The following is a 25,202-nucleotide window of genomic DNA, read 5'->3' on the forward strand; positions in this document are numbered from 1 at the left end:
AATCCTTCCATTTTTGAACGCCGCGTTTCTTCCAGCACCCCTCATCCGTCTTGCCTCTCCGCGGCAATCCACCTTCCCCCACAAGGGGGGGAAGGGAAAGAATGATCCCCTTTTGTTCCGATTCTTCTTGGCGATTGACCGCCGTCGCGCTACCTCTGGCGGGTGACAGAACAGCCGCGCCTTGCTGAACAGAATGCCACTGTGGCCCTGCCAGAACCATTCATCAGGTGGTTTGGCGAGAAAGGCTGGTCGCCGCGCGCCCACCAGATCGAATTGCTGGCAAGGGCCCAAAGCGGGCAATCGGTGTTGCTGATCGCCCCGACCGGCGCCGGCAAGACGTTGGCCGGGTTCCTGCCGTCGCTGACCGAACTGGCCAACCGGCCCAGGCGAAAACCGGGGCAGGCGCATCGCGGTATCCATACTCTCTACATCTCGCCGCTGAAGGCGCTAGCGGTCGACATCGAGCGCAATCTCGGCAAGCCGGTGGAAGAGATCGGCCTGCCTGTCACCATCGAGACGCGCACCGGCGACACGCCGTCGCACAAGCGTCAGCGCCAGAAACTGGTGCCGCCCGACATTCTGCTGACCACGCCCGAGCAATTGGCATTGCTGATCGCGGCGCCTGACGCCCGCCGCTTCTTCGAGGATCTGCGCTATGTCGTGCTCGACGAGTTGCACTCGCTGGTGACGTCGAAGCGCGGGCATCTGCTGGCGCTTGGCCTGGCGCGGCTGCGCAGCTACGTGCCTGGCCTGCAGACGATAGGCTTGTCGGCTACGGTCGCCGAGCCTGACGAATTGCGGCGTTGGCTGGTCGGACAGAATCCGCCAGGCCCCATGGCCGGACTGATCACCGTGGCGGGTGGAGCCAAGCCCGACATCTCCATTCTCGACTCCGAACAGCATGTGCCGTGGTCCGGCCATTCGGCCCGTTACGCCATTCCCGAAATCTATGAGGCGATCAAGCGGCACCGCACCACGCTGCTGTTCGTCAACACCCGCAGCCAGGCCGAACTGCTCTTCCAGGAACTGTGGCGGGCAAACGAGGACTCGCTGCCGATCGCGCTGCATCACGGCTCGCTCGATGTCGGCCAGCGCCGGCGGGTCGAGAAGGCGATGGGCGACAACGCGTTGCGCGCCATCGTCGCGACGTCGACGCTCGATCTCGGCATCGACTGGGGCGATGTCGACCTGGTCGTGCATGTTGGTGCGCCGAAAGGTGCCAGCCGGCTGGCGCAGCGCATCGGCCGCTCCAACCACCGCATGGACGAGCCATCCAAGGCGATCCTCATTCCGGCCAACCGTTTCGAGGTGCTGGAATGCCGGGCCGCACTCGACGCCAACTATCTCGGCGCACAGGACACGCCGCCGCTGATCAATGGCGCGCTCGACGTACTGTCGCAGCATGTGCTGGGCGTCGCCTGTGGCGCTCCCTTCGATGCGGACCATCTGCTCGAAGAAGTGCGCAGTGCCGCGCCCTATGCCACGCTGGCGCGCGAGACCTTCGACCGTGTCATCGACTTCGTCGCCACCGGCGGCTACGCACTAAAGAACTACGAGCGCTACGCCCGCATCCGCAAGACGGTCGGCGGGCTGTGGCGCGTCTCGCATCCACGCATTGCCCAGCAGTACCGGCTGAATGTCGGCACCATCGTCGAAATGCCGGAACTCAATGTCCGCTATGTCAGGCAAGGCCGTGGCATGGCTGGGCGCGGCGGGCCGGTGCTGGGCAAGATCGAGGAGTATTTCGCCGAGACGCTGCGGCCCGGCGACAATTTCCTGTTTGCCGGCAAGGTGCTGCGCTTCGAGGGCATCCGCGAAAACGAATGCGTCGTCTCCAACGGCGCCGGCGCCAACATCATCGTGCCGTCCTATGCCGGCGGCAAGTTTCCGCTGTCGACCTATCTGGCCGATCAGGTGCGCGGCATGCTGGCCGATAGCGACCGCTGGCAGGCGCTGCCCGAGCAGGTCGCCGACTGGCTGCGGCTGCAGAAGGAAAAGTCGGTGCTGCCGAAGCGCGGTGACCTGCTGGTCGAGACCTTTCCACGCGGCAACCGCCACTACATGGTCGCCTATCCCTTCGAAGGCAGGCTGGCGCACCAGACGCTAGGCATGCTGTTGACGCGGCGGCTGGAGCGCGCCAATGCCCGCCCGCTCGGTTTCGTCGCCACCGACTATTCGCTGGCCGTCTGGGCGCTGGACGACATGGCGGCACTGTTCAAGGCGAAGAAGCCGTCATTGGCCGCCTTGTTCGACGAAGACATGCTGGGTGACGATCTCGAGGCCTGGTTGAACGACAGCTGGATGCTGAAGCGCACGTTTCGTACCTGCGCGGTCATCGCCGGACTGATCGAGAAGCGCTTTCCCGGGCAGGAGAAGAGCGGCCGCCAGGTGACCGTCTCGGCCGACCTGATCTATGATGTGCTGCGCAGCCACGAGCCGGACCATATTCTGCTGCAGGCGACGCGCACCGATGCATCGGCGGGACTGCTCGATGTCAGCAGACTTGCCGAGATGCTCTCGCGTGTCCGAGGTCGAATCATGCATAAGCATCTCGAGCAGATATCGCCGCTGGCCGTGCCGATCATGCTGGAGATCGGCAAGGAATCGGTGAATGGCGGCGCCAACGAGTCGCTTTTGATGGAAGCGGCCGATCTGGTCGAGGAGGCCATGGGCCAAAGATGAGACGGATTTCCTGATGAATTTTTCGCTGGCGCGCACGTCGCTGATCGCCGAGGCCGACCTTGTCGGCATCGCCGGCGAGCGTGCCGTCTGCGACCCGCGCGGCGTGCTTTATTTTCCGGATCTGCGGCTTCTGGCTGTTTCCGACCTGCATCTCGAAAAGGGTTCGTCGCTGGCGCGGCGCGGTGCGCTGATCCCGCCTTATGACACCGGCGCGACCTTGCTGCGGCTGCAGGCCGTGATCGCCGACTACCAGCCATCCATCGTCATCAGCCTGGGCGACAGTTTTCATGATGGCGGCGGCGCCGAGCGCATGCATGCGAGCTTCCGCGAACGGCTGGAAGCGCTGATAGCTGGCCGCGACTGGTTCTGGGTTGCCGGCAATCACGATCCGGAAGCGCCCGCTGATCTGCCCGGCGAGACGGTGCGTGAACTCGCCATAGGCTCGCTGCTGTTTCGGCATGAGCCGTCGAAGGAGCGTGTCGAAGGCGAAATAGCGGGCCATCTGCACCCGTGCGCGCGCATCGTCCAACGCGGCCGTTCGGTGCGGCGGCGCTGCTTTGCCGCCGATGGCGGCCGTATGATCATGCCGGCGTTCGGCGCCTATACCGGCTCGCTCAACGTGCTCGACCGCGCCTATGCCGGGCTGTTCCGGCTGGACACTCTGATGGCTTACATGCTTGGCGCCGAGCGCATTTTTGCGATTTCCCGCTCGATGCTGCGGCCGGGCTGAGATCAGCGTCCGTAATATAAGGTAACCGTGTGCTTCGCCTCGGCGAAGAACAGCCAGCGTTCGACCAGAATGCCGGCGAACTGGACGATGGCCGCGAGCACCGACAGCAGCGCCGCGAAGGGCCACGGCAAGGCGAATGCAGCGGCAAGCAGCAGGATGGGCAGGGCGAAGGCCAGCAGCTGGGTGATCTGGCGCAGGCGGGCGCTGTGCTTGCGCGCGATGCGGAAACCCATCTCCTTGAGCAGGTAATTCTCCTCGGTATGCGGCCATTCCAGCGACCGTACCGTGCCGCCGGCCAGCCCGGTCGCGGTATTGGCATTGGTCGGGATTTCCAGGCGGTCATTGTAGCGCCAGGTCGCCAGTTTCCAGCCCCAGCCGAGCAGACCCAGCAGCACCGAGGCCGCCAGAAGGGTCTTCGAGCCGATCGCAAATCCCTGCAGCAGCGCGTTCAACAGCACGCTGCCGGTCATCGCCGAAAAGATCAGGTAGCCGGGCAACGTGAAGCGGCTGTGCCACTGGGCGATCGGCTTGAGCGATGCATAGATCATCCCGGTGGTGCAGACGGTGATAACCGCGCCGATGGCCGCCAGCAATCCGGCCACACTTACCCAGCCGCCGGTGCGGCCGAAAACCACCCAGCCAATACCGAACAGTCCCGCCGGGACAAAGGTGATGACCGAGGCAACGCCTTCGCGCGACAGCCATGAACTGCGCCATTGCGAGAACGCCCGCCAGGCGCGTTCAGGCCTGCCGAGATGACCCGTCGAGGATAACAGCCCGGCCGCGATCAGGCCGATCGCCAAGCCCATGCCGATCAAGCCCAGCCAGAAATCGGGCGCGATGATCTGGAAGCCTCCGAGCACGCCAAGCAGCGCCAGCAGCCCGTAACCAGCGCCCGTGGCGGTGGTGAAGAAGACGACGGAGAAGGCTGGATGCATGGATGTCAGTTCGAAAGCATGCGGTCGACCCAGCCGAGGAAGCCGCCTTCGGCCCGCACCGGTTCGAGTGCCGGCGCGGCCACCGATGCGGCGCGCTTGGTGTGGGCGCGCGGCGGCAGGTATTTGTTGGTCGGGTGATAACCGAGCTCAGGCATCAGGTCGACGCCGCCGCGCTCCGCCACCAGCTGCGAGACAGCCGACGCGGGATCGCCGAGGTCGCCGAAGTGCCGGGCGCTGGTCGGGCAAGCGGCGACGCAGGCCGGCACGCGGTCTTCCTCGGCCAGATTGTCATTGTAGATGCGGTCGACGCACAGCGTGCACTTCTTCATCACCCCGACATCACGATCGAATTCGCGCGCCCCATAGGGGCAGGCCCAGCTGCACAATTTGCAGCCGATGCATTTGTCCTCGTCGATCAGCACGATGCCGTCCGAGGCCCGCTTGTAGGAGGCGCCGGTCGGACAGACGGTGACGCAGGCCGGCGTCTCGCAATGCAGGCAGGAGCGTGGGAAGTTGACCGTGCGGCCGCCCATCTCGGTGGTGTGTTCGTAGCTATGGACGCGGTTGAACCAGACGCCGTCGACATTGCCGCCATAGGGGTCGATGTCGGTCAATGGTGCCATATGGCCACCGGTGTTCCACTCCTTGCAAGCGGTGACGCAGGCCTGGCAGCCGACGCAGGTATCGAGATCGATGACGAGGCCGAGCTTCTTGCCGCTTTGACTTGGCAGACAGGTCATTCGGCCACCTCTCTTGCCCGCCGGAAGTCAGCGCCGAAACTGAGCTTGTCGGGTGAAGGTTCGAAATGCGGCGGTTGCTGGAAACGTTCGAATTGCGGCTCGGTGAAGCCGGCTTCCTCGGCCGCGCATTTGACGATGCGCACGCGCAGATCGAACCACGCTGCCTGGCCGGTCACGGGGTCGGAGTTCGAATAGCGCTTGCCATTGGTGTCAGCCGAGGTCTGGTCGCCGATGATGTGGTTGAGCAGGAAGCCGCGATTGGATTCGGCGGCGTCATCCTTCAGCCCCCAGCTGCCACGCCGCTTGCCGATCGCGTTCCAGGTCCAGACCGTGCTTTCGTTCACCCCGTCGACGAGCTTGATCTGCCCCTTGACCTTGCCGTTGATGCTTTCGATCCACACCCAGTCGTCATCGACAAGGCCGAGACTGCTGGCGGTTTGGTGATGCACGAACAGCCGGTTCTGGCTGGTGATTTGTCTCAGCCACGCGTTCTGCGAGCCCCAGGAATGATACATATGCATCGGCCGCTGCGTCAGCGCATGCAGCGGATATCTTTCGAGGTCGACTGCCGCTTCCTCGAACGGCATGTACCAGAACGGCAGCGGGTCCATGTAGGTCTCGATGCGCTGACGGTCGCCCTCTGGCGGCACCACACTGCCATGGCCGCGCGCGGCCAGCCTGAAGCGCTGCAGGGATTCGGAGTAGAGCTGGAAGACGATCGGCTCCGCCTTGGGGACAAACCCCATCTGCACCGCGAAGTCGAGATAGGAGCGGTTGGCCATCTTGTAGTAGCGCTGGTCTTCAGCGAAATCCTGGTGCCAGAAACCGCCATTCTCGATGTAGCGCTGCAATTGGTCCGGATTGGCCTCGCCAGTGCCAAACGAGGTGCCATCCTTGCCACGCCAGCCGGCAAGCGGGCCGATCCCGGGCGTGCGCTCGTGGTTGACGATGTAATCGGCATAGTCGCGGTATCTGGCGGAGCCATCGTCGTTGACGAAGCCCGGCAGGCCAAGTCGCGCACCCAGTTCAATCAGCACCGACTGGAACGGCCTGACGTCGCGGTCCGGCTCGACGACGGGATGGCGGATGGCGTCGCCCGGTCCGTCGGCATGGCTGATCGGCCGGTCGAGCAGGCTGATGCAGTCATGGCGCTCGAGATAGGTCGTGTCCGGCAGCACCAGATCGGCGAACGGCACGGTCTCGGAATAATAGGCGTCGGAATAGATGATGAAGGGGATCCGGTAGTTGCCCGCTTCGTCGCTGTCGGTCAGCATCGCCATCGTCTCGACGGTGTTCATCGAGGAATTCCAGGCCATGTTCGACATGTACATCATCAACGTGTCGATCGGGTACGGGTCGCCGGCCCAGGCATTGCGGATGACGGTGTGCATGAGACCGTGCGCGGCGAGCGGCGCATCCCAGGAATAGGCCTTGTCGATCCGAACAGCTGTGCCGGCCTCGTCGACCAAAAGGTCGTCCGGCCCGCAGACGAAACCGAGCGGCATGCCGTCGAGCGGCGTCATCGGCTTGACGGTCTTGCCGGCGGGCTTCGGCCCTGGCGGCGCCGATCTGGGGTAGGGCGGCTTGAAGCGGAAGCCGCCGGGAACGTCCACGGTGCCGAGCAGAACCTGCAAGAGATGGATGGCGCGGCAGGTATGAAAGCCGTTCGAATGGGCGGAGATGCCGCGCATGGCATGCATCGAGACCGGCCGGCCCTTGATCGTCTCGTGCCGGCGCCCGGCCCAGTCGGTCCAGGCCACCGGCAGTTCGATCGTCTGTTCGAAGGCGACATGCGCGAGTTCGGCGGCGATCCTGCGGATCGTGTCGGCAGGAATGCCGCAGCGCTCCGCGACCGCAATGGGTGCGTAGCTCTCATCGAGGTAGCGGTCGGCGATGAGCTGGAACACCGGAACGCAGCGGCGGCCGTCGACGGTGAAGCTGCCGGTCAGTGCCGGTTTGGCACTGGCATCGGTGGCGCTGACCGGTCGCTTCGCAACTCTGTCCCAGGCCAGCGGATTGCCGTCGGCGTCGCGGACGAACAGCCCGTCATCGGCAGCATTCGGCGCCTGGATGACGAGCATGTGGGCGTTGGTGTAGCGCAGGAGGTAGTCGAGATCGACGCGCCCGGCCTTCAGCAGTTGGTGGATGAGTGCGAACACGAACAGGCCGTCGGTGCCGGGCCGGATGCCGATCCAGTCGTCGGCGATCGCGTTGTAGCCGGTACGGCACGGATTGATCGAAACCACCTTGGCGCCGCGCGCCTTGAGCTTGCCGAGGCCGATCTTGATCGGGTTGGAATCGTGATCCTCGGCGACGCCGAACAGCATGAAGTATCTGGTGTTGTCCCAGTCGGGTTCGCCGAACTCCCAGAACGAGCCGCCGATCGTATAGAGGCCGCCCGCCGCCATGTTGACCGAACAGAAGCCGCCATGGGCGGCGAAGTTCGGTGTGCCGAACTGGCTTGCCCACCAGCCGGTGAGCGATTGCGACTGGTCGCGGCCGGTGAAGAAGGCCAGTTTCTTCGGATCGGTCCGGCGGATGGCCGAGAGCCGTTCCGTGGCGATCGAGAACGCTTCTTCCCACTCGATCTCGCGGAATTCGCCAGAGCCGCGCGGGCCGGTGCGCAGCAGCGGCTTCTTCAGCCTCGCCGGGCTGTAGTGCTGCATGATGCCCGAGCTGCCCTTGCCGCAGATCACGCCGCGATTGACCGGATGGTCCTTGTTGCCGTTGATGTAGCGGACCTTGCCGTCCTTGATGTGGACGTCGATGCCGCAACGACAGGCGCACATGTAGCAGGTCGTCTTGGCGATGCTGTCGGAAATGCTTGGCGAAGTGTCGACGCCGTCGCCTTCATCGGGCGCGCTGGTGTCGGCAAGCGGGCGTTGCGATGGTGCCGAATTCGCGCCGCGCGGCGGTCCGTGCATCATGATCTGGGGGTGCCCGCGCGGCCGGCGGATTTGGCTCGCGTCTTCGGCCCGGGGCCGCGCATGTAGTGCTCTTCCGGGTGATAGCGGTCGCCGGCCAGCTGCCGGCGGATGCCGCGGGTCCAATGGGCAAGCAGGGATCTGAACCGCCCGATCATTTTAGTCTCTGCCATCCAATGGCGAATTTTTTCTAACTTCGCTCGAAAACGTAGAATAAAGCTATCGATCTGTCTAATCAGTTGTTCTTGTAAATTCGATCGATATTGGTTCTTAATGCGCGCATGACCCTGGACCAGTTGCGGATTTTCGTCGCCGTCGCCGAGCGCGGCCACATGACCAAGGCGGCCGAGCTGCTGGGCATTTCCCAGTCGGCCGCGTCGGCCGCCATCCGCGCGCTTGAAGAACAGCACGGCGTCCATCTGTTCAACCGCGTCGGCCGCAACATCGAGCTCGCCCAGACAGGGCACCGGTTCCTGCCGGAAGCCAAGGCCGTGCTGGAGCGAGCCGCCGCTGCGCGCAACGTGCTGGAGCATGTCTCGCAGACGGTCACCGGCAGCCTCTCGATCGCCGCCAGCCAGACCATCGCCAGCTATTGGTTGCCGCGCCGGCTGGCTTCCTTCCACGAAGCCTATCCCGCCGTCAGGCTGAGCGTCACCATCGGCAACACCAGGCAGGTCGAGGCCAATGTCCTCGACGGTGCGGCGGATCTCGGCCTGGTCGAGGGGCGAACCGAATCCGACATCCTGCGCCGCACCAAGGTCGACGTCGACAGGCTGATGCTGGTCGTCGCCAGCTCCCATCCGGAGATCGCCGAAGTCTCTCAGGGCCGGCCCGACATCAAGGGCCTGCGCTGGATCATCCGCGAGGGTGGTTCGGGCACACGCGAGGTGCTGGAGGATCTGGCGCGCCGCGAAGGCATTTCACTCGCCGACCTGCAGATATTCCTGGTGCTGCCGAGCAACGAGGCGATTCGCCAGGCGGTCGAGGCGGGAGCCGGCGCCACCATCATCTCGGAGCTTGTCGTGGCGCGCGCCGTCGCCGAAGGCAGCCTGCGGTCCGTGCCGCTCGAATTGCCGAAGCGCGACTTCGCCATGATCACCCATCGCGATCGCCAGGCAAGCCTGGCCCAGATGGCGCTCAAGGTACATCTCGGCGCCGAAACTGCTGGAAACGGTTCGATGTAGTGCCGAAGTCCAGCAAAAGCGGCCCGAATGAGCCGACGCTTCGAATCTGGCCAATCAGAGCAGAGAACGCCGCAGCAGTCGACTGTTGCGACGCCTCATGTTTAACTGCAGTCTTTGCAGTGGGCAGGCAGCGGTCCGATCATGACTACGTTTAGTGACTGGTTTGTGCTTGTCGCTGTATCAGTTTTTGTTCTTTCCTTGCCGTTCCACGTCTATGGGCGACGGCTACTGGAAGAAGAGATTCGAGAAGGGCGTATCGAACGATCCCTGTTTTACAACGGGCGAAGTCAAAAAGCTCAGTTACTCAGGTTGCGTGCAGAGCAAGGCGATCGTCTGGCATTCTGGGCGCTGCTTCTGAGTTACGCATCGTTAGCACCGATTTTGCTTCTGATTATGGTACGGTTTTTAATGTGGTTTCCGTGGGCTCTTGTTCTAGCCCCTCTTCGGAATTGATTGGGTGATCGGCTCCAGAAGGGCTCCGGCGGGCGAACGGGATCAGCCGAACTTTCGCTGGGCGTCCAGCGCCAGGCCAAGCCCGACCGAGCCGAACATGTCGCCGTCGATGACGGATGCCTGCGGCACCAGTGACAGGATCTCTCGTCTTGCCAGCGGGATTGCGGTCGAGCCGCCGGTCAGGAACACCGCGGTGATGTCGGATGGCTTGACCTGGGCGTCGCGGATGGTCTGCCCGACCGTTGCGGTGACCCGCTCGATGTCCCTGGCAATCGTGGCGTCCAGCCCTTCGCGCGTGATGTCGGCGGCGAACACCGCGCCCGGCAGCTTCACCGCCACTTCAGACGATGATCTGTCGGTCAGCTCGATCTTGGCCTTTTCGACAAGCGCTGCCAGCGCATGTCCATAGCGGTGCTCGACGATGTGGATGAAGCGGTCGACCAGGTCGGCGCGCACCGCCTCGTAGCGGATCTGGCGCAGATGCGTCATCGCCTTGGCGGTGTAGACCAGGTTGATGCGCTGCCATGTCGCGAGATCGATGAAATAGCTGGCCGGCAGGTTGCGCTTGCCGTCCTTGGTCGGGGTCAGATAACCGAGCTGCGGCATCACATGGGCGATGCTCAGCAGCCGGTCGAAATCCGTGCCGCCGATATGGATGCCGCGGCTGGCCAGGATGTCGTCCTTGCGGTCGAGCGACCGGGAGCGCTGCGGTGAGACGCGCACGATCGAGAAGTCCGACGTGCCGCCGCCCATGTCGATGATCAGCGCCAGTTCCTCGCGCGTCACCTTCTGCTCATAGTCGAGCGCCGCCGCGATCGGCTCGAACTGGAAGGCGATGTGTTTGAAGCCCTGCGCGCGCGCGGCCTTTTCAAGCTCGCCCTGGGCGTTTGCGTCGGCCTCGGGATCGTCGTCGACGAACTGCACCGGGCGGCCGAGCACCACCGTCTCGACCATGCCGCCGGCATCTTCCTCAAGTTTTTTGCGGAGATGGCCGAGGAACAGGCCGACGATCTCCATGAAGCCGATCGAGCGGGCCTTGATGCGGGTCTTCTCGTGGGCGAGCGAACTGCCGAGCACGCTCTTCAGCGAGCGCATCAGCCGGCCTTCGATGCTGTCGGTGTAATTGGCGATGGCGTGGCGGCCGAAGCACGTGCGGTTGTCCTCGAAGTTGAAGAACACGGCACTGGGCAGCGTGACCTGGCCATTTTCAAGCGCAACGAGGCGCGGCCGCCCGTTGCGAACCACGCCGACGGTAGAGTTTGAAGTGCCAAAGTCGATACCGCCGAATGCTGGTCGCATGGCAAGTTTCCTGTATTTCGTCTTTTGGGGAGCGGCAGCTCGTGTCCGGCCGGGCCGGGGGCGTGCTCTAACGCACGGCACCGGAAAGGGAAACCTTTTTTCGAAAAAAAGGTCCGGCGCTTAAAGCACGTCGCGTCGAAGCGGGTTCATCCGACGCGCTTCAAGTCTTTGTTTCCATGCATGTCGTTGTCTCAAAACTGGAGCCACTTTTGAGCGACATTTATCAATCCTTTCGGAACACCACTCTTCCGAGCCAGCCCGTCAGCATGGCCAGCGATACCGCAAAGACGCCGTAAAAAAAGGAATAGTCGTGGGCGACGCGGAAGATCGATTGCTCGAAACCGGACTTGCGGATTTCAAGCTGGGCCGAGCTCTCCTTGATGAACAGGCCGCTCTTGAACAGGAAGGCGCGCGCCTTGTGGGTGCCAACCGGAACATTCGGCGCCAGCCTGACCGTGGCGCGGAACAGGTTCTGCGACAGGAATTGCACGCCGCCGACATTCTCGCTGTAGAGGCCGGTGGCCGACTTGCGGTCGCGCAGTGCCGCGGTGAATTCCACGATGGTCGCCGGGCTGTCGCCGGCATCGGCGGGCTGCATGTAGAGGTTGGAGGCGCCGAGCGACAGCTGCCTGTAGCTGTTCGGTTCGGTGATGTCCTGCAGCGGCCGCGTCGTCGCCACCGAATAGGACATCGGCACGTTCTCGAAGGTTTCGGACTCAAGATTGACCCAGACGCCGAGCACCCGGTCCTTGCGCCGCACCACCACTGGTCTTGGTGGGCCCTCGAGCACGACGATGACATCGTATCTGCCTTGACGGGCAACCAGCGGGTCGGGATTTTCCAGCGAGCCGAAAATGGTCAGGTCGGCACCGGAGAAGCCGGCGGTGATCGAAACATTGTCGGTGGAGAGCCCGATCTGGATGCCTTCCGTCAGCGGTGTCTGTGCCTTCGCCGGCACGGTGGCCGCGAGCAGCGACAGGAGAAGGACGGTTGCGAACGCTTTCGGGCCCGTCATCAGTTGAGGCCCGCGGCGGACAGCGAATAGAGATTGGGCGGGGTGACGAAGAGATCGATGGCGAGCCGGATCGCCACCGCCAGCACCAGCAGCGCCAGCAACGCCCTGAGTTGCTCGCCGCGCAGCCTCTGGCCGGCCTTGGCGCCATATTGCGCACCGGCAACGCCGCCCGCCATCAACAGGAAGGCCAGCACGACGTCGACCGTCTGGTTGGTGGTGGCGTGGACCAGCGTCGTGTAGGCGGAAGTGAAGATGATCTGGAACAGCGAAGTGCCGATGACGACGTTGGTCGGCACTTTCAGGAGATAGATCAGCGCCGGCACCATGATGAAGCCGCCGCCGACGCCCATGATCGACGACAGGAAGCCGATGCCGGCGCCCAGACCCAGCACCGGGATGACGCTGACGAACAGTTTTGAGGCCCTGAATCGCATCTTCAGCGGCAAGCGGTGGATCCAGTTGTGCTGACCGGATTTCTTCAGCACCGGTGCCGCACCACTGCGCGTGGCGCGCAGCGCATTGACGCTTTCGACCAGCATCAGCCCGCCGACGGTGCCGAGCAGCACGACGTACAGCAGCGAGATGAACAGGTCGAGCTGGCCGAGCCTGCGCAGGAAGGCGAAGACGAAGATACCGCCGGTGGAGCCGACGATGCCGCCGGCCAACAAGACGCCGCCGAGCTTGAAGTCGAGCGTGCCTCGCTTCATGTGCGAAAGAACGCCGGAGAAGGAGGAGGCGATGACCTGGTTGGCGCCGGTGGCGACCGCGATTGCCGGGGGGATGTTGTAGAAGATCAGCAGCGGCGTGATGAGGAAGCCACCGCCGACGCCGAACATGCCCGACAGGAAACCCACTGCCGCACCCATGGCCAGCAGCACGAAGACGTTGACGGAAATTTCCGCGATCGGGAGATAGATGCCCACCCGTCAGTCTCGATCAGTTCTGCCTGTCGGTGAATGCAACCGTTGCGGGCATCTTGAACCCGACAAGCCAATTTGGTCTTGCGCTGGAGGTGCAACGAAGTCAAACCGCGTCGCGCCGCCGAAACAAAAAACATCTCAATCAGTTAACAGGCAAATGTGTGGCAAGGGCGTCGTGGAAGCGACGCATCTGCCGTTATTTGCGCGCCAGCAGCGCCTTGACCAGTTTTTCATCGACCGCGCCGGTCGCCGGCAACTTGTTGTCGGTCTGGAAAGCCATGATCGCGGTCTTCGTCTTCTCGCCCATCTTGCCGTCGGCGTCGCCTGCATCGTAGCCATTCTTGTTGAGAATGCGCTGGATGTTCTGGACGGCCTTCTTCATGTCGATGCTGGCGGTCGTCTGCGGCGTGCCGTCCTGCCAGGATTCGGGAATGTCGGCCGAATTGGCTGCCGCATCCAGCGGCTTGGCCTTCCACATTTCGGCCGCGGCGCGGGCGCGTTCGAGCTGCTCGGGCCGCAGAGCGTTGGCGATCTCGTCGCGCTTGGCCGCTGCATCCTTGTCGCCGGTCTTGGCGACGAGCGCGAACCATTTGTAGGATTCCTCGAGGTTCTGCTTCATGCCGACGCCCTTGGCGGCGAGGATGCCGAGGTTGAACTGGCTGTCCTTGACGCCGACGTCGGCGGCCGCCTGGAACCAGTGCGCAGCCGACTCATTGTCGGTGACACCATCCGCGGCCATGGCGAACAGCACAGCCAGATTGTGCATGGCGCTGGCGTTGCCCTGCTCGGCGCCGAGCTGGTACCAGGTCTTCGCTTTCTTGATATCGCGCGCGACGCCGATGCCCTTCTCGTAGAAATTGCCAATGCGGTATTCGGCCGGCGCGAAGCCGAGCTCTGCCGATTTTTCGTACCATTTGGCGGCTGCCGCCATGTCTTCCTTGACGCCACGCGACTCGGCGTAGCGCGAACCGATCTCGAACAACGCCTTGGCGTCGCCATTGCCGGCGGCATCGCGCAAGGCGACCGGGCCGACGTCGGTGGGAATGTCGATCTTGGCCGTTGTCGCCGCCGGCGAAGCATCCGCCGGCGGAACCGCGCCCGTCGTGTCCTTGGCCGTGGTCGGCTCGGCCGCCATCGGCTCGGCATCGGCATCGCTCGCTTGCGCGGCGGTCGCGGCAGCCGGGGCCGGACCAGCTGAAGCTGTCGTGTCGGACGCCGCCGCATTCGCATCGGCGGGCGTGGTTGAAGCAACAGGCGCGGGAACCGGCTCGGCGGTCGGCGCGGCATCCATCGACGGCTCGATGGTTGATGGCGTGGCCATCGTGCCTTGCGCGGCCATGTCATCCTTGGTTTCCGGTTCGGACGGCTCGGCCTGTCTGACGGCACGGGCCGGTGCGCTTTCCACTGCCGAGGGCTGAACGTCCGTCTTCGGCTGGGCTGCGGCGTCCACCGAGGCGGTTTGCACCGGCTGGGCGGCGGCGATCGGCGCCGCGTCGTTGCTCGCCACCTCCGCCGGATCGGCGAAGAAGGCCTTGCCCAGCTGCAGGCCGGCAAGCGCCAGCATGATTGCGGCGGCCGCCATCAGGATCGGTTTGCGTCGCGCCTTGAGCAGGTCGCCGATCCGCAACGCTTTCACCGGTCCGGTCATCGTCGATTGGCGCTTCAGGGCATCGGCTTCGGCGGCGGCGGCCTGCGCCGCACGCCGGGCGGCGGCAATGAAGTCCGATTTGGCGGCATCGGTGTCGCTCGGCTTGGCCGGCTGGCCGCGCTCGTCGCGCACGCGCTTCATGATGGCATTGAGATCAGGTGCGCCGGAGCCGGGCTCCAGCGGCCGGTTGGCCATTTTCGGATCAAGCGGTTCGTCGAGGTCGACACTTGGGATCGAGGCAGTCGACGCCGAGCCGGCCAGCGGGGGAATGTCCGCCTCCTTCTTGCCCTTGAATGCACGTGCCAGCCCGCCGAACAATGATTTGCGGCCGCCTGCCTGTTCGCTTTTCTCGGCGATCGTGTCGGAACTGAGAGCAGCCAAGGCCGCGGCAGCGGCGGCCTCGGCCGGCGAGCGCGTGCCCAGGTCGCTGCGCATGCCCGGTTCATTTCGCGAACCCGGCTCATTGCGCAGGATGGCGGCGGCGCGGCCATCGAGATCGGCCATGTCCCCGGTCAGCGGCATCGGGTGATCGATATCCATCGACGGCGCATCGACGGCCATCTTGGACCGCCGCGCGCCGCGCCGGCTGTTCGGTTCGACAGACGCCGCATCCAGAAGTTCGCTCACCGCCTCGACCGCCTCGACCGGCTCGCCGGGTTCCAGCGAACCCAGCCGGTCGACGATCTTGAGCAGCGTGTCGTGGATGGCCTCGAACGTTCTCGAATTGCGCTCGTCCGAGCGCCGCGTCAGTGTTTCAAGCGTCTTCAGGTCCTGGGCGAGGCCGGAAACGGCCGTCGTGTTGGCGCTCGAGCCGGCCAGCGAACGCACCGCGTTCTCGGCCGCTTCGCGCGCCGCGCCGAGGATGGAATCGCGGGTTCCGGCTAGCGACTTCTCGATCTCGTTGAGGCGCGGGCTGATATCCTCGAATTCCGGCAGCGGCGTGCTGGGCTTTGAAAGGTGGAGGGACAGGCCGGCGACCTGCGCCTCCAGGCTGCGGATCAGCGCCGGATCGATGCCGGCCACCTGCGCGGCTGACGCGTCCAGCCGGCTTGAAATGTCTTCGAGCCGGCTTTCCAGGCCGCGGATCGCCGCCTCGCCTGCGGGATCGGGAACACGCGTTTCGATGCGCTTGGCCAGCGCGGTGAAGCGAGCGTCGATGGCTTCCATGATGCCGGCGCTGTCGACTTGCGGCATGCGCTGGTCCAGCCTGTCGGCAACCTCGTCCAGCCGGCGTTCGAGATCGCGAAACAGCATGTTGCCCTGTTCGATGGCGTCACCCTGGCGGCGTTCCATCATGCCCGACAGCACGTCGAAGCGCTGCTCCAGCCCGTGGAAGATATAGTCGGCGTCGGGCATGGCCGGCGCCTGGTCGATCTTGTCGGCGATGAGGGCGATCTGCTTGGCCAGGCGCTCCATCGCCTGCTCGGGCAGGTTGGCGCGGCCGGCGAGCTCGTCGACACGGCTCGACAGCGTGCTCAGCCGGTCCATGACCGCATTGCCGGGACGATCCTGCGCCACCTCCTCGATCTGCTGGGCAAGCGAGTCGATCCGCCGCTCGATGCGCTCGAAAGCCTCGTGGTCGAATGAATTGGCTTGCGCCGCGACCGTCGAGGCGACGATGGCGCGGGAAATCTCGTCCAGCCGCTCGTCGATCATGCCAAGCGTGTCGCTGCCGCGATTGTCCTGCTGGCTGGCGAAATGGTCGACAGCGCCGGCAAGCGTGCGCACCTTTTCCTCAAGCGAGCGCAGCGACAGCGATTCCGGCAGGTTGTTGACGGCATTGCTGATCTGCTCCAGCCGGTCGGTCAGAACAGACAGGCCGGGGTCGTCCGAGCGCTTGCGCTGGTCGGCGTCGACGCGATCTTCGAAGGCCGTCCAGCGGCGATCGAAATCGTCCCAGCGGCGGTCGACCTTCTGCACGCTCTCCTCGCGCGCCAGCGTGTCGAGCGCGGCTTTGACCTGCTCGAGCTCGAGCCGCAGCATGTTGACGCTTCTGTCGTCGCTTTTCTCGGCCAGGGTCTGGATGGCGCCGGAAAGCCGCTCGAATTCAAGGCCGAGTTCGGCGCTGCCCTTGGCCGAGGCGCCGGGCTTGGCGCCTGACTGGAAAGCCCGCTCGATGTCCTTGCGCAGCGCTTCGAATTCCCGCTGCAGCCCGGCCGTCATCTGGTGGCGCAGTTCCTCGCGCATGCCGCGCAACTCGCCGGCGATCTTGCCGACCATGGCAACGCCGTCTTCCTGGCCGCGCACGCGATCGATGTCGCGGGCAATGGCCTGGTAATTCTGCTCGAAAGCGGCGGCGGGCTGCATCGGGCTCTTCGGGCGCGGCGCCGGCTGCGGATCCTCATACCAGCGCTGCTGGCCGGTGGGGCGGGCGGCGGGATAGCGCGCGTCGGTGCCATGTTGGCGGGGATCGGGACGTGCCATCGGATCCTCGCGCGTCCGCTCCAGCCGCTGCTCCAGCGTTTCGAGGGAACGGTTCAACTGCTCGAGCGTGGTCTGCGGCCTGCGCTGCCTGCCGGCGTTGAGTGTGTCGAGATAGGACCGCTTGCTGTTCATCGGTGCGTCCGTCTTTCAGAATGGCTGGCTCGCGGCCAGGTTCCCCAAGTCCCTGTCGGAACGAGGCGACAGCGGCGATGCCGCAGTGGAAGACGAGCTTCCCGGGTTCTCACCCGCGCTCCGAAAAACCGTGAAAAATTCGATACAGGATAAACACGGGTAGCCGACGCGCCCACATTTCGCCCAACGTGGTAAACAACGCGTTAACCAAACTTAAGAAGTTGGAAGGATGTTGGATGCCGGCCTGACGGTGCGGCATAAAGCTCGGCGCGCAGAACGCCCTTGCGTCATGAGGCGGCTATCGGTATAGAATTGACGTAAACGTAAAAGGCGCATTGAGCGTGCTATTTGCGATTTGTTTGTTGAAACCACGACCGGAAGCAAGCCCCCGCTTCCAGTCAGGCGACGCACGGTCCAGGACCGCGACGCCACCAGACGGGGAAAGCCAGTGACCATGAAGCTTATCTCGGCCGGCGAGACCGCGGCCAATACCAACAATATGTCTGTCGAAACCGGCGAGGACCTTGTCCGCATCGGCGAGATGGCCAAGAAATATGGAGTGACGCTGCGCACGCTGCGTTTCTATGAAGACAAGGGCCTGCTCAACCCGCAGCGCGACGGTTCGACCCGTCTCTACACGCGCCGCGACAAGGCCCGGCTGAAGCTGATCCTGCTTGGCCGCAAGGTCGGCTTCTCGCTGCGCGACGTCAAGCAGATGATGGACCTCTACGATCCGACCGGTTCCAACACCAAGCAGTTGCGGCTGGCGCTGGACAAGTCGGAAAAGCAGCTTGCCCGCCTGCAGAAGCAGCGGGCGCTGATCGACGACGCCATCAACGAACTGAGCGGCTCGATGTCGGCGGTGCGCCAGATGCTGGCCGAGCGTTCGGCGCCGCAGGCGAGCGTCGCGGGTTAACCCATCCGCTGATTGTCTGACCACCAAAAGCCGCGTGGCCCTGCCGCGCGGCTTTTCGGTGTCTTGGCCACGCCCATGCAGCCTCGCGGCGCTGGCGTGTGCAGCGCCGCGCAGCTACGCTTGTTGCAAGCGGTTGGGCGGGAAATCTTGTCGCATCGAAAAAATTGACGTTTACGCAAACGTCAATTTTTGCTATCCCGACCTCAACATAGGTCCGCATGCCGCCCCTGGCCGACTTCGGGGGCTTCCGGACCAGGTCTGCAGGGTGGAGAAAAAGCATGCCGACATACAGGGCCCCGGTCCAGGACACGCTGTTCGTGCTCAACGAGGTGCTGGGCTACCAGCGCTATTCGAACCTTCCAGGATTTGCCGACGCCACGCCCGATGTGCTGGAGGCCATCCTCGCCGAAGGCGCCAAGCTCGCCGAAAACGTCATGCATCCGCTGAACCGTGTCGGCGACATGGAAGGCTGCGTCCGCCATGACGACGGCTCGGTGACGACACCGAAAGGCTTCAAGGAGGCCTTCGACCAGTATCGCGAGGGTGGCTGGATGGGACTGGCCGCACCGGTCGAATTCGGCGGCCAGGGCCTGCCCTACGCCGTGCACACCGCTGTCGCCGAATACATGGTGTCGGCCAACATGTCGCTGATGATGTATCCTGGCCTGACGCAAGGCGCGATCGCGGCGATCATCACCCACGGCACCGACGAGCAGAAAGCCCAATGGCTGCCGAAGATGGTCGAGGGTGCCTGGACCGGCACCATGAACCTGACCGAGCCGCATTGCGGTACCGATCTTGGCCTGCTGCGCACCAAGGCGGTGCCGAATGGCGATGGCACCTACAAGATTTCAGGCCAGAAGATCTTCATCTCGGCCGGCGAGCACGACATGTCGGACAACATCGTCCATCTGGTGCTGGCCCGCATCGAAGGCGCGCCGGAAGGCGTCAAGGGCATCTCGCTGTTCATCGTGCCGAAGCTCAAGCTCGATGCATCGGGCAAGCCGGGCAAGAGGAACACCGTCTCCTGCGGTTCGATCGAGGAGAAGATGGGCATCCACGGCAATTCGACCTGCGTCATGAACTATGACGAGGCCGAAGGCACGCTGCTCGGCGAGGCCAATGGTGGCTTGAAGGCGATGTTCACGATGATGAACGAGGCGCGGCTCGGCGTTGGCCTGCAAGGGCTGTCCCTGTCGGAGATCGCCTATCAGAACGCCGTCGCCTACGCCAAGGACCGCTTGCAGGGCCGCTCGCTGTCGGGGGCGAAGGCGCCGGACAAGAAGGCCGACCCGATCATCGTCCATCCCGACATCCGCCGCAGCCTGATGACCATGAAGGCCTTCAACGAAGCAGGCCGCGCGCTGGCGCTGTGGACGGCGATCAAGTCCGACATCGCCCACCGCTCCGCTGACGACAAGGACCGCCAGGCCGCCGACGACTACACCGGCCTGATGACACCGGTGGTCAAGGGCGTGCTCACCGACAAGGGGTTCGACCACGCCGTCATGGCGCAGCAGGTGTTCGGCGGTCACGGCTATATCGAAGAACACGGCATGAGCCAGTTCGTGCGCGATGCCCGCATTGCCATGATCTATGAAGGCGCCAATGGCATCCAGGCGCTCGACCTCGTCGGCCGCAAACTCGGTTTGAATGGCGGCCGCGCCGTGCAGGCCTTCTTCAAGGAGGTCGGCGAATTCTGCGAGGAAAACCGCTCCGACGAGAAGATGGCACCCTTCACCAAGGCCCTGAAGAAGGGCCTCAACGATCTGCAGGCGGCGACCATGTGGCTGTTGCAGAACGGCATGGCCAAGCCCGACAATGCGGGCGCTGCCTCGACCGATTTCATGCATCTCTTCGGCCTTGTGGCGCTGGGTTATATGTGGGCGCAGATGGCCAAGGCGGCACTTCTCAAGACGGGCGCCAACGGTTCCCAGTCCTTCTACGACAACAAGGTTGTGACGGCGCGCTTCTTCATGGAGCGGATCATGCCGGAGACCGGCGCTCACCTCGCCCGCATTTCGAGCGGTGCCGATACGCTGATGGCTCTGCCGGCGGAAGCGTTCTAAGCTCGAACGCCGGCACCGCCGGCCCTGTCTGTCGATACGCGGAGGAAATCGTGGCGACAAATCCCGCCGAAGTGCTCTCTTTGCCGAAGCCTGCCTGGGCGGCGGATGAGGTCGGCATGCTCTACGACATGGCGCACCGCTTCATGTCGGAGGAGATCGCGCCGCGCTACGACGAATTCGAGAAGAACGAGATGGTCGACCGCGAGAGCTGGCGCAAGGCCGGTGCTGCCGGCCTGCTCTGTGCCTCGATGCCGGAGGAATATGGCGGCTCGGGCGGTACCTTCGCGCATGAGAGCGCCATCATCGAGGCCATCGGCCATGTCGGTGTCGATGGTTTCGGCATCGGCCTGCACAATTCGATCGTCGCCCCTTACGTCCTTCACTACGGTTCGGAAGAGCAGAAGAAGAAATGGCTGCCGAAGCTGGCGACCGGCGAACTGATCGGCGCCATCGCCATGACCGAGCCCGGTGCCGGCTCCGACCTGCAAGGCGTCAAGACGCGGGCGCAGAAGGATGGCAACCAGTACAAGATCAACGGCTCCAAGACCTTCATCACCAATGGCCAGCTTGCCAACTTCATCATCGTCGTCACCAAGACCGATCCGGAAAAGGGCGCCAAGGGCACCTCGCTGATCGTCGTCGAGACCGACGAGGTCGAAGGCTTCGAGCGTGGCCGCAACCTCGACAAGATCGGGCTGAAGGCCAACGACACCTCGGAACTGTTCTTCAACGATATGCGCGTGCCGACCTCCAACCTGCTCGGCCATGAGGAAGGGCAGGGCTTTGTCCAGCTGATGCAGCAATTGCCGCAGGAGCGGCTGCAGATCGGCACCGGGGCGATCGCCATGATCGAGCGGGCGCTGGCGCTGACCATCGACTACGTCAAGGAACGCAAGGCGTTCGGCAAGGCGATCATCGATTTCCAGAACACCCAGTTCAAGCTGGCCGAACTCAAGACCGAAGCGACCATCGGCCGTGTCTTCTACAATGATTGTGTGACCCGCCACATCGCCGGCGGCCTCGATCCGGTGACCGCATCGATGGCCAAGTATTGGCTGTCCGACCTGCAGGGAAAGGTCGTCGATGAATGCCTTCAATTGCATGGCGGCTATGGCTACATGAATGAATATCCGATCGCCCGCATGTTCCGCGACGCTCGCGTCCAGCGCATCTACGGCGGCACCAACGAGATCATGAAATTGCTGATTGGGCGGAGCCTTTAGGATAGCAATTATGGGCGCATGGGGTTTCAAGATTTTCGAAAACGATGACGCTGCGGATTTCGTCGCCGAATTTGAGAACAGTGGCGCCGTCGCTGTTGCAGGCGCGCTCGATGTGGCTTGCAACAATCTGGACTACATCGAGGCTCCGGATGGCTCGGTTGCACTGGCCGCCGCTGCAATTGTCGCCGCAACTAGCGGGAAGTCCGAGTTCTTGTCGGAACCCGCAGAAACAGCATTGCGAAATGTCTCGAACTGGCAAGCTTTGAGTGGATTGAAGGGCAAGGCAATCCAGGCAGTCGAATGCGTGAGCAGCCCTAACTCTGAACTCATGGAACTCTGGGCTGAAGCCGCTCCTGCTGATGCAGCCAACTTCAAGAACGAACTGAATCGCCTGCGTGCGGCTTTGCGTTAAAGCAAGCCTTAGACGGCACCACAAGGAAGGAACCGAAAAATGGCCGAAGCTTATGTCTATGATGCCGTGCGCACGCCGCGCGGCAAGGGCAAGAAGGACGGATCGCTGCACGAGGTGCCGGCGGTGCGGCTTGCCGCCAAGACACTCGAAGCGTTGCGCGACCGCAATGGGCTCGACACCGGCACTGTCGATGACATCATCTTCGGCTGCGTCGATCCGGTCGGCGAGGCGGGTTCGGTCATTCCGCGCGCCGCCGCCTTCGAGGCCGGCTATGACACCAAGGCGCCCGGCATGCAGATCTCGCGTTTCTGTGCGTCCGGCCTCGATGCCATCAATTTCGGGGCTGCCAAGATCGCGCAGGGCGCCGATGAGATCGTCATCGCCGGCGGCGTCGAATCGATGTCGCGCGTCGGCATGGGCGCCTCCGGCGGCGCCTGGTTCATGGATCCATCCGTCGGCCTGCCCGGCTGGTTCGTGCCGCAAGGCATCTCGGCCGACCTGATCGCCACCAAATACGGCTTCTCGCGCGACGACGTCGACGCCTATGCGGTCGAGAGCCAGAAGCGCGCGGCAAGATCCTGGGCCGATGGCCGTTTCAAGAATTCCGTCATTCCGATCAAGGACCAGAACGGCCTGACCATCCTCGACCATGACGAGCATATGCGCCCGTCAACCGACATGCAGTCGCTGGCCTCGCTCAACCCGTCCTTCGTCATGCCTGGCGAAATGGGCGGCTTCGATGCCGTTGCCGTGCAGAAGCACCCCGAGGTGGAAGAGGTCAACCACGTCCACCATGCCGGCAATTCGTCCGGCATCGTCGACGGCGCCGCCGCCGTGCTGCTCGGCTCGAAGAAGGCCGGCAAGGCGATGGGGCTGAAGCCGCGCGCCCGCATCCGCACCTTCGCCAACATCGGCTCCGAACCGGTGCTGATGCTGACCGGTCCGGTCGACGTCACCGAGAAGCTGTTGAAGCGCGCCAAGATGAAGCTGTCCGACATCGATCTGTTCGAGCTCAACGAGGCCTTCGCTTCTGTCGTGCTGCGCTATATGCAGGCTTTCGATATCGGGCACGACAAGATCAACGTCAATGGCGGCGCCATCGCCATGGGTCATCCGCTCGGCGCCACCGGCGCGATGATCTTCGGCACGGTGCTGGACGAACTCGAGCGCCGCGATCTGAACACCGCTTTGGTGACGCTCTGCATCGGCGCCGGCATGGGCACCGCAACCATCATCGAACGCGTCTGACGGGGAGAGAAATCATGAGCTACACCAATTTCACCCTCGACATCGATACCGACGGCATTGCGCTGGTCACCTGGGACATGCCGGGCAGGTCGATGAATGTCTTCACCGAAGAGGCGATGCTGGAACTGAACGCCATCGTCGACAAAGTGGCCGGCGATGCCGCCATCAAAGGCGCGGTGATCACCTCCGGCAAGGATACCTTCTCCGGCGGCGCCGACATCACCATGCTGCAGAAGATGCTGGCCACCTTCGCCACTGACAAGGGCAAGGACGCGGAAAAGGCGACCAAGGCGCTGTTTGACAATGCCGGCTATATGACCGGCCTGTTCCGCAAGCTGGAGACGTCGGGCAAGCCCTGGGTGTCGGCGATAAACGGCACCTGCATGGGCGGCGCCTTCGAATTGTCGCTCGCTTGCCACGGCCGTGTCGCGGCCGATAGCGACAAGGTCAAGATGGCGCTTCCAGAGGTGAAGATCGGCATCTTCCCGGGGGCCGGCGGCACCCAGCGCGTGCCGCGGCTGACCGATCAGCAGCAGGCCCTGCAGATGCTGACCTCCGGCCAGACGCTGTCGGCGCAGAAGGCCAAGTCGATGGGCCTGATCCACGAGATCGCCGAGCCGGCCAGGCTGGTCGACACCGCCAAGGCGATGATCAGGAACGGGTTGAAGCCAGTGGCGCCTTGGGACGAGAAGGGCTTCAAACTGCCCGGCGGTCCGATCTATTCAGTGGCGGGCGCCAATCTCTGGCCGCCGGCCATCGCCATCCTGCGTCGCGAGACCTATGGCAACTATCCCGCCGCTGCCGCGATCCTGAAATGTGTCTATGAAGGCCTGCTGGTGCCGTTCGACACCGGCCTGCGCATCGAGCAGCGCTATTTCACCGAGATCATGCAGACCAAAGAAGCGGCGGCGATGATCCGCTCGCTGTTCGTCTCGCTGCAGGAGCTGAACAAGGGCGCGCGTCGTCCGGCCGCAGTGCCGGAAACCAGGTTCAAGAAGATCGGCATTCTCGGCGCCGGCTTCATGGGCGCCGGCATTGCTTATGTCACCGCCAAGGCTGGCATTCCGGTGGTGCTGCTCGACCGCGACATGGAGTCGGCCGCCAAGGGCAAGGCGCATTCCGACAGCCTGGCCTCGGATCAGGTGAAGAAGGGCCGCGCCAAGCCCGAGGAGAAGGACAAACTGCTGTCGTTGATCACGCCGACGGCCGACTATGCCGACCTTGCCGGCTGCGACCTGGTGGTTGAAGCGGTGTTCGAGGATTCCGCCGTCAAGAAGAGCGCCACCGAACAGGCTGAAGCCGTGCTGAAGCCGTCGTCGATCTTTGCCTCCAACACCTCGACCATCCCGATCTCGTCGCTGGCCAAGAATTCGGCGCGGCCGAAAAACTTCATCGGCATCCACTTCTTTTCGCCGGTCGACAAGATGATGCTGGTCGAGATCATTCTGGGCAAGAAGACCGGCGACAAGGCGCTGGCCACCGCGATCGACTTCGTCCGTGCCATCAAGAAGACGCCGATCGTCGTCAACGACACGCGCGGCTTCTACGTCAACCGTTGCGTGCTGCGCTACATGTCGGAAGCCTACAAGATGCTGATCGAAGGCGTGCCGGCACCAATGATCGAGAACGCGGCAAAGGCCGCCGGCATGCCGGTTGGCCCGCTGGCGCTCACCGACGAAACGGCCATCGACCTCGCGCAGAAAATCATGAAGCAGACCATGCGCGATCTCGGCGACAAGGCCGTCGACCAGAAGCAGATGGCGCTGATCAACACGCTGGTCGACACCCATGGCCGCTTTGGCCGCAAGAACGGCAAGGGTTTTTACGACTATCCCGCCAAGCCGGCCAAGAAAAAGCTGTGGCCGGGACTCAAGGACCTCTATCCGCAGCTGGCACCGGAGACGGTCGATTATGAGGAGCTGCAGCAGCGGCTCTTGGTCACCATTGCACTGGAAGCAGCGCGGGTGATGGAGGAGTGCATCGTCACCGATCCGCGCGAGGCCGATGTCGGCTCGATCCTGGCCTTCGGCTTCGCGCCCTACACCGGCGGCGCGCTGTCCTATATCGACGGCATCGGCGCCAAGGCATTCGTCAAGATCGCCAAGAGCCTGCAGAAGAAATACGGCGCCGAATTCAAGGCGCCCAGGCTGCTGCTCGACATGGCCGAGAAGGGCGAAACCTTCTACCAGCGCTTCGATCCCTACGCCAAGGGTGCCGTGAAGCAGGCAGCCTGACGCCAGTCGAT

Annotated in this window: 16 protein-coding genes; 9 read left to right on the plus strand and 7 right to left on the minus strand. The window is 63.8% G+C overall.

The genetic code is table 11. The annotated features are described in order from the left end of the window. Positions 1-162: 162 nt before the first annotated feature. Together ACFSOZ_RS38175 and pdeM are read left to right on the plus strand one after the other, a co-directional pair. Positions 163-2,682 carry a ligase-associated DNA damage response DEXH box helicase gene (locus tag ACFSOZ_RS38175; RefSeq protein ID WP_379106995.1) on the plus strand — a complete coding sequence of 840 codons (2,520 nt, stop codon included), beginning with the start codon at positions 163-165 and terminating at the stop codon, positions 2,680-2,682. Between the two features lie 13 nt (positions 2,683-2,695). After that, positions 2,696-3,412: a ligase-associated DNA damage response endonuclease PdeM gene (gene pdeM / locus ACFSOZ_RS38180; RefSeq protein ID WP_379106997.1), complete on the plus strand. Its 717-nt coding sequence runs from the start codon at positions 2,696-2,698 to the stop codon at positions 3,410-3,412. 2 nt (positions 3,413-3,414) lie between these two features. Here the strand turns inward: pdeM and ACFSOZ_RS38185 are convergent, their stop codons facing one another. From ACFSOZ_RS38185 to ACFSOZ_RS38195, 3 genes are read right to left on the minus strand one after another with little or no spacing between them, the layout of a single operon-like run. Next, entirely contained in the window at positions 3,415-4,350 is a 936-nt protein-coding gene (locus ACFSOZ_RS38185; RefSeq protein WP_379106999.1) for a dimethyl sulfoxide reductase anchor subunit family protein, read from the minus strand. Between the two features lie 5 nt (positions 4,351-4,355). Continuing rightward, the gene (locus ACFSOZ_RS38190) at positions 4,356-5,090 is read right to left on the minus strand and encodes a 4Fe-4S dicluster domain-containing protein (protein ID WP_379107001.1); all 735 of its coding nucleotides are present in this window, start codon (positions 5,088-5,090) and stop codon (positions 4,356-4,358) included. Further along, positions 5,087-8,017 (minus strand): molybdopterin oxidoreductase family protein, encoded by a 2,931-nt coding sequence (locus tag ACFSOZ_RS38195; protein WP_379107003.1) that lies wholly within the window; start codon positions 8,015-8,017, stop codon positions 5,087-5,089. Before ACFSOZ_RS38195 ends, ACFSOZ_RS38190 begins: the two co-directional genes overlap by 4 nt. Positions 8,018-8,295: 278 nt before the next feature. Between ACFSOZ_RS38195 and ACFSOZ_RS38200 the strand changes: the two genes are divergently transcribed. Further along, positions 8,296-9,198 (plus strand): LysR substrate-binding domain-containing protein, encoded by a 903-nt coding sequence (locus tag ACFSOZ_RS38200; protein WP_379107005.1) that lies wholly within the window; start codon positions 8,296-8,298, stop codon positions 9,196-9,198. A 495-nt stretch (positions 9,199-9,693) separates the two neighbouring features. On the opposite strand, the gene ACFSOZ_RS38205 is transcribed toward ACFSOZ_RS38200, so the two are convergent. The 4 genes from ACFSOZ_RS38205 to ACFSOZ_RS38220 all read right to left on the minus strand — a co-directional run bounded on the left by ACFSOZ_RS38205 (position 9,694) and on the right by ACFSOZ_RS38220 (position 17,089). Continuing rightward, entirely contained in the window at positions 9,694-10,950 is a 1,257-nt protein-coding gene (locus ACFSOZ_RS38205; protein ID WP_379107007.1) for an Hsp70 family protein, read from the minus strand. Between the two features lie 223 nt (positions 10,951-11,173). After that, a complete protein-coding gene (locus ACFSOZ_RS38210) occupies positions 11,174-11,965 on the minus strand; it encodes a TIGR02186 family protein (protein WP_379107009.1) in 792 nt (263 codons plus the stop codon). Then, the gene (locus ACFSOZ_RS38215) at positions 11,965-12,888 is read right to left on the minus strand and encodes a sulfite exporter TauE/SafE family protein (RefSeq protein WP_379107011.1); all 924 of its coding nucleotides are present in this window, start codon (positions 12,886-12,888) and stop codon (positions 11,965-11,967) included. Before ACFSOZ_RS38215 ends, ACFSOZ_RS38210 begins: the two co-directional genes overlap by 1 nt. A 193-nt stretch (positions 12,889-13,081) precedes the next feature. Next, complete coding sequence (locus ACFSOZ_RS38220; RefSeq protein WP_379107013.1) at positions 13,082-17,089, minus strand: peptidoglycan-binding protein; 4,008 nt, start codon at positions 17,087-17,089, stop codon at positions 13,082-13,084. A 454-nt stretch (positions 17,090-17,543) separates the two neighbouring features. On the opposite strand from ACFSOZ_RS38220, the gene ACFSOZ_RS38225 reads away from it, so the two are divergent. From ACFSOZ_RS38225 to ACFSOZ_RS38250, 6 genes are all read left to right on the plus strand, one after another. After that, positions 17,544-18,005, plus strand: a complete 462-nt coding sequence (locus ACFSOZ_RS38225) for a MerR family transcriptional regulator (protein WP_095082335.1) — start codon at positions 17,544-17,546, stop codon at positions 18,003-18,005. 278 nt (positions 18,006-18,283) lie between these two features. Beyond that, a complete protein-coding gene (locus ACFSOZ_RS38230) occupies positions 18,284-20,074 on the plus strand; it encodes an acyl-CoA dehydrogenase (RefSeq protein ID WP_379107015.1) in 1,791 nt (596 codons plus the stop codon). 50 nt (positions 20,075-20,124) lie between these two features. Beyond that, positions 20,125-21,297 (plus strand): acyl-CoA dehydrogenase family protein, encoded by a 1,173-nt coding sequence (locus ACFSOZ_RS38235; RefSeq protein ID WP_379107017.1) that lies wholly within the window; start codon positions 20,125-20,127, stop codon positions 21,295-21,297. Positions 21,298-21,307: 10 nt separating this feature from the next. Next, entirely contained in the window at positions 21,308-21,709 is a 402-nt protein-coding gene (locus ACFSOZ_RS38240) for a DUF4259 domain-containing protein (protein WP_379107019.1), read from the plus strand. A gap of 39 nt (positions 21,710-21,748) precedes the next feature. Further along, on the plus strand, positions 21,749-22,957 hold the full coding sequence (locus ACFSOZ_RS38245) for an acetyl-CoA C-acetyltransferase (protein ID WP_379107021.1): 1,209 nt from the start codon (positions 21,749-21,751) through the stop codon (positions 22,955-22,957). 14 nt (positions 22,958-22,971) lie between these two features. Continuing rightward, the gene (locus ACFSOZ_RS38250) at positions 22,972-25,191 is read left to right on the plus strand and encodes a 3-hydroxyacyl-CoA dehydrogenase NAD-binding domain-containing protein (protein ID WP_379107024.1); all 2,220 of its coding nucleotides are present in this window, start codon (positions 22,972-22,974) and stop codon (positions 25,189-25,191) included. Positions 25,192-25,202 lie beyond the last annotated feature (11 nt).

Origin of the sequence: Mesorhizobium newzealandense, assembly GCF_042682145.1 — a bacterium.
GTDB lineage: Bacteria > Pseudomonadota > Alphaproteobacteria > Rhizobiales > Rhizobiaceae > Mesorhizobium > Mesorhizobium newzealandense.

Bases quoted from the DNA above. Each gene is read 5' to 3' on its own strand.
- ACFSOZ_RS38185 (WP_379106999.1), bottom strand. From the start codon at position 4,350: ATGCATCCAGCCTTCTCCGTCGTCTTCTTCACCACCGCCACGGGCGCT.
- ACFSOZ_RS38195 (WP_379107003.1), bottom strand. From the start codon at position 8,017: ATGATGCACGGACCGCCGCGCGGCGCGAATTCGGCACCATCGCAACGC.
- ACFSOZ_RS38250 (WP_379107024.1), top strand. From the start codon at position 22,972: ATGAGCTACACCAATTTCACCCTCGACATCGATACCGACGGCATTGCG.
- ACFSOZ_RS38230 (WP_379107015.1), top strand. From the start codon at position 18,284: ATGCCGACATACAGGGCCCCGGTCCAGGACACGCTGTTCGTGCTCAAC.
- ACFSOZ_RS38245 (WP_379107021.1), top strand. From the start codon at position 21,749: ATGGCCGAAGCTTATGTCTATGATGCCGTGCGCACGCCGCGCGGCAAG.
- ACFSOZ_RS38220 (WP_379107013.1), bottom strand. From the start codon at position 17,089: ATGAACAGCAAGCGGTCCTATCTCGACACACTCAACGCCGGCAGGCAG.
- ACFSOZ_RS38240 (WP_379107019.1), top strand. From the start codon at position 21,308: ATGGGCGCATGGGGTTTCAAGATTTTCGAAAACGATGACGCTGCGGAT.
- pdeM (WP_379106997.1), top strand. From the start codon at position 2,696: ATGAATTTTTCGCTGGCGCGCACGTCGCTGATCGCCGAGGCCGACCTT.
- ACFSOZ_RS38190 (WP_379107001.1), bottom strand. From the start codon at position 5,090: ATGACCTGTCTGCCAAGTCAAAGCGGCAAGAAGCTCGGCCTCGTCATC.
- ACFSOZ_RS38225 (WP_095082335.1), top strand. From the start codon at position 17,544: ATGAAGCTTATCTCGGCCGGCGAGACCGCGGCCAATACCAACAATATG.
- ACFSOZ_RS38205 (WP_379107007.1), bottom strand. From the start codon at position 10,950: ATGCGACCAGCATTCGGCGGTATCGACTTTGGCACTTCAAACTCTACC.
- ACFSOZ_RS38210 (WP_379107009.1), bottom strand. From the start codon at position 11,965: ATGACGGGCCCGAAAGCGTTCGCAACCGTCCTTCTCCTGTCGCTGCTC.
- ACFSOZ_RS38200 (WP_379107005.1), top strand. From the start codon at position 8,296: ATGACCCTGGACCAGTTGCGGATTTTCGTCGCCGTCGCCGAGCGCGGC.